Below are 3,603 nucleotides of genomic sequence, written 5' to 3' on the forward strand. Positions count from 1 at the left end.
CTCAGCGCAGCAGGCGCGCCGGGACCGCGTCGGCCAGCGCGCCGTAGCCCACCGGGTTGAGGTGGAGGTGGTCGCCGGTGTCGTAGGCGGGGAGCAGCGTGGTGGGCGCCTGCGGGTCGCGGACGGCGCGGTCGAAGTCGACCACCGCGTCGAACACGCCGCTGTGGCGGATCCAGTCGTTGACCCGCTTGCGCGCCGCTTCGCGGTGGCCGTCCGGGTCGTCGTACATGTCGTTGCCGCCGAACGGCGTGAGGGTGGCGCCGTAGACGGCGATCCCCGCGGCGTGGGAACGGTCGACGATCTGCCGGTAGGCGGCGATCAGGTCGTCGGCGGTGGCCTCCTGGGCCGATGCGGTGGCCTCGGCGGTGCCCAGGTCGTTGACGCCCTCGAAGACCAGCGCCCAGCGGGCTCCGCTGCGCACCAGCACGTCGCGGTCGAGGCGGGCGAGCACGTTGGGGCCGAGCCCGTCGTGCAGCACCCGGTTGCCGCCCGCCGCCTGGTTGAGGACGGCCACGTGGGCGGTCGAGGGCGAGCGGAGCAGTCGCTGGTGGAGCTGGTCGGTCCAGCGGTCGTTGCCGTTGGTGGTGGAGCCCCGCCCGTCGCTCAGGGAGTCGCCGATCACCACGAGGCCGGCGGCGCGCGGGTCCTCGGACCAGGTCTCCGCGCCGCTGAGGAGGTACCAGTGGTCGGTACGGGTGGCGCCGGGCAGGTCGGCGGCGGTGGCGTGGTCGCCCTTGGCCAGGTAGGAGGAGGTGCGGGAACCGGGGTGCGAGGTCACCGACGAGGACGCCTGGCCCTCGGCGAGGTAGACCGTCACGGTCAGGTTGGTTCCGGCAGGCACCTTCATCCGCACCGGGTCGGAGACCATCTGGGCGCCCATCGGCACCACGGTCGAGCTCCGTCCGCCGAAGGTGACCTGCCGGGCGGAGCCGGGCTCGATCGCGGCGACGCCCGCCGCGCCGCCGGCCGGGAGGGCCACGGAGACGCGGGTGAGGGGGAGTTCGGCCCCGCCGAAGGCGTTGGAGAAGCGCAGCCGCAGCTTCTCCCCCGCGACGGTGGTGCGGATGGTCTGCCGCAGGGTGCTGTCGGCCAGGACCGACTCGCCGTCCGTGTAGGGCGCGGGCGGCATGTTGTGGGGTTCGGTGAGCTGCGGCATGGACACCCAGGTGTCCACCCAGTGGGCGCCGCCGGGGCCGATCCCGGGTTCACGGTCCTGGGCCGTGCCCCCGCCCGGGGCGCCGGTGGCGGTGGCCGTGACGGTCACCACGACGGCGACCGAGGCCACCGCCGCGGTCCTGAGCATGGCCCCGGCGCGATCCCGGAGCCTGAGCCGGGCAGCAATCCGGCTGCATCTTTCGCGAAACGACGTCGACGACGGCATGAGGCTCCCTCACGATGCGCTGCTCCGCGCCCCGTGTCGTCGTGTGCCGGAGCGACGCGGGACGCCCGATTCGAAACTTTCGAGAATTACGCGAAAGTTTCCGCGAGGCAAGCTACGGAGCGCGGCCCCACGCGTCAACACTGCGGACACGATTGACCGTTGACTCGCCACCGGAGATACGGGACCGGTCACGGAGGGCGCCCGGGAGGCCGTGCCCTTCCCGGGCGGCGAGGTGTCAGGTGCGCGGGGCGCGGCTCGCCCGGACCCGCGTCGACCGCTCGAAACATGTCGGCGCGCGGGACGATCCGGTTCGTGCGCGGTCGGCACGGCCGGGAACGCGCACAGTTGCCCCGCGGCGTTCCGGCGGGCGCGCCGGGCCTAGACCGGCTGGCGGAGCGTCTCGGCGGCCTCGGAGACCCGCCGGATGAGGTCGACGAAGAGGTCCTGCTCCTGCGCGCTGAGCGGGGCGAGCAGCACCTGGTTCATCCGGGCGGCCCGGACCGTGAGCCGGCGGTGGGTGCGGGCGCCCTCCTCGGTGAGGCGCAGCAGGTACCGGCGCCCGTCCTGCGGGTCGCGCACCTTGTCCAGCAGCTCGCGGCGGATGAGGCGGCCCACCACCTCGGCGACCGTGGAGCGGTCGAGTGAGACCCGCTCGCCCACCGTGCGCTGGTCGAGGCCGGGCTCCGCCGTCACCGCGTTCATCACGGCGTACTGCGGCGAGGTGATCTCCTCGGACACCATCGCGTTCCAGAGCAGGGTGTGGGCCTGCTGCAGGCGTCGAGCGAGATGCCCGGGATGGGTGGTGAGGTCCACCGCGGCCATACGCTCTCCCGAGGACCGTTTCGGTTTCGTTGGTGCACGGAACAATAGTCGCTGCGCGGCCTTCTGTCGCCTCCCGCGCGAAGCCGCGCCGCAACCACATCTGCCCTGATTGCAGCCGAGATCTTGACCTCTCGACGGGAACGGTGAAAACGTGTGCTCCGCCCCGCCGAAATACTCAGTGCCCTGACTAAATGATCCGGTCGGGGTTGTGGCTGCGGCGGGTGCGGTCCGAAGGGGTGTGCCGGCCTCTTCGGCCCGTGTCCGCCCGAACGAAGGAGAGTCGCCGCCACCATGGCCCTCACCCAGCACGACATCGACAAGGAGATCGCCGCCGAGCGCGACGCCTACGAGCAGCGCGTCGCCGGCGGCGCCCCGGTGGAGCACCACCCGGACCGCGGTTACGCCCCGTACCGCTCCTCGGTGCTGCGCCATCCCCGGCGGCCCCCGGTCGCCATCGACGTCACCAAGGACCCCGAACTGGTGGAGCTCTCCTCCCCCGCCTGGGGCGAGCGCGACATCACGGAGCTGGACAACGACCTGACCCGCCAGCACCGCGGCGAGCCGGTCGGCGAGCGCATCACCGTCGAGGGACGTCTGCTCGACCGTGAGGGCCGTCCCGTCCGCGGTCAGCTGGTCGAGATATGGCAGGCGAACTCGGCCGGCCGGTACGCCCACCAGCGCGAGCAGCACGACGCCCCGCTGGACCCGAACTTCACCGGCGCCGGCCGCACCCTCACCGACGAGCACGGGTTCTACCGGTTCACCACGATCCAGCCGGGCCCCTACCCGTGGCGCAACCACACCAACGCCTGGCGGCCCGCGCACATCCATTTCTCGGTGTTCGGCCGGTCGTTCACCCAGCGTCTGGTCACCCAGATGTACTTCCCGAACGACCCGCTGTTCCCCTACGACCCGATCCTGCACGCGGTCACCGACCAGGCCGCCCGGGACCGTCTGGTCGCCACCTACGACCACAACCTCTCGGTGCCCGAGTTCTCCCTCGGCTACCGCTGGGACATCGTGCTCGACGGCCCGAGCGCCACGTGGATGGAAGAAGGACGCTGACCGCCATGACCGACATCGCCACCACCGACTCCCCCGGCGCGGGAGCCGTGCTCCCGACGCCGTCCCAGACCGTCGGACCCTTCTACGGCTACGCGCTGCCCATTCCCGACGGCGGGAACATCGCCCCCGTCGGCCACCCGGACACCGTCACGGTGCACGGTCACGTCTACGACGGCGAGGGCAACCCGCTGCCGGACGCCCTGGTCGAGCTGTGGGGCGCGGCGCCGGACGGCTCGGTGCCGACGGCGACCGGCTCGATGCGCCGCGACCCTGCCTCGGGCGGGTTCGTCGGACGCAACGGGCTGGAGTTCACCGGCTGGGGCCGGATCCAGACG

3 protein-coding genes and 1 pseudogene are annotated in these 3,603 nt (G+C 72.5%); 2 read left to right on the top strand and 2 right to left on the bottom strand.

Features of this window, described 5'->3' with window-relative positions; genetic code table 11:
• Position 1: 1 nt before the first annotated feature.
• Positions 2-1,303 (bottom strand): SGNH/GDSL hydrolase family protein, encoded by a 1,302-nt coding sequence (locus HW445_RS22440; protein WP_180222775.1) that lies wholly within the window; start codon positions 1,301-1,303, stop codon positions 2-4.
• A 456-nt stretch (positions 1,304-1,759) separates the two neighbouring features.
• On the bottom strand, positions 1,760-2,203 hold the full coding sequence (locus HW445_RS22445) for a MarR family winged helix-turn-helix transcriptional regulator (RefSeq protein ID WP_180222776.1): 444 nt from the start codon (positions 2,201-2,203) through the stop codon (positions 1,760-1,762).
• A gap of 291 nt (positions 2,204-2,494) precedes the next feature.
• Between HW445_RS22445 and pcaH the strand changes: the two genes are divergently transcribed.
• Positions 2,495-3,268: a protocatechuate 3,4-dioxygenase subunit beta gene (gene pcaH / locus HW445_RS22450; protein WP_180222777.1), complete on the top strand. Its 774-nt coding sequence runs from the start codon at positions 2,495-2,497 to the stop codon at positions 3,266-3,268.
• 5 nt (positions 3,269-3,273) lie between these two features.
• Positions 3,274-3,603: pseudogene (locus HW445_RS22455) on the top strand (protocatechuate 3,4-dioxygenase subunit alpha); the annotation flags it as partial.

Source organism: Streptomyces sp. UH6 (assembly GCF_013421635.1).
Classification (GTDB): domain Bacteria; phylum Actinomycetota; class Actinomycetes; order Streptomycetales; family Streptomycetaceae; genus Streptomyces; species Streptomyces abyssomicinicus.

Coding starts and splice junctions, on each gene's coding strand:
- HW445_RS22440 (WP_180222775.1), bottom strand. CDS start 1,303: ATGCTCAGGACCGCGGCGGTGGCCTCGGTCGCCGTCGTGGTGACCGTC.
- pcaH (WP_180222777.1), top strand. CDS start 2,495: ATGGCCCTCACCCAGCACGACATCGACAAGGAGATCGCCGCCGAGCGC.
- HW445_RS22445 (WP_180222776.1), bottom strand. CDS start 2,203: ATGGCCGCGGTGGACCTCACCACCCATCCCGGGCATCTCGCTCGACGC.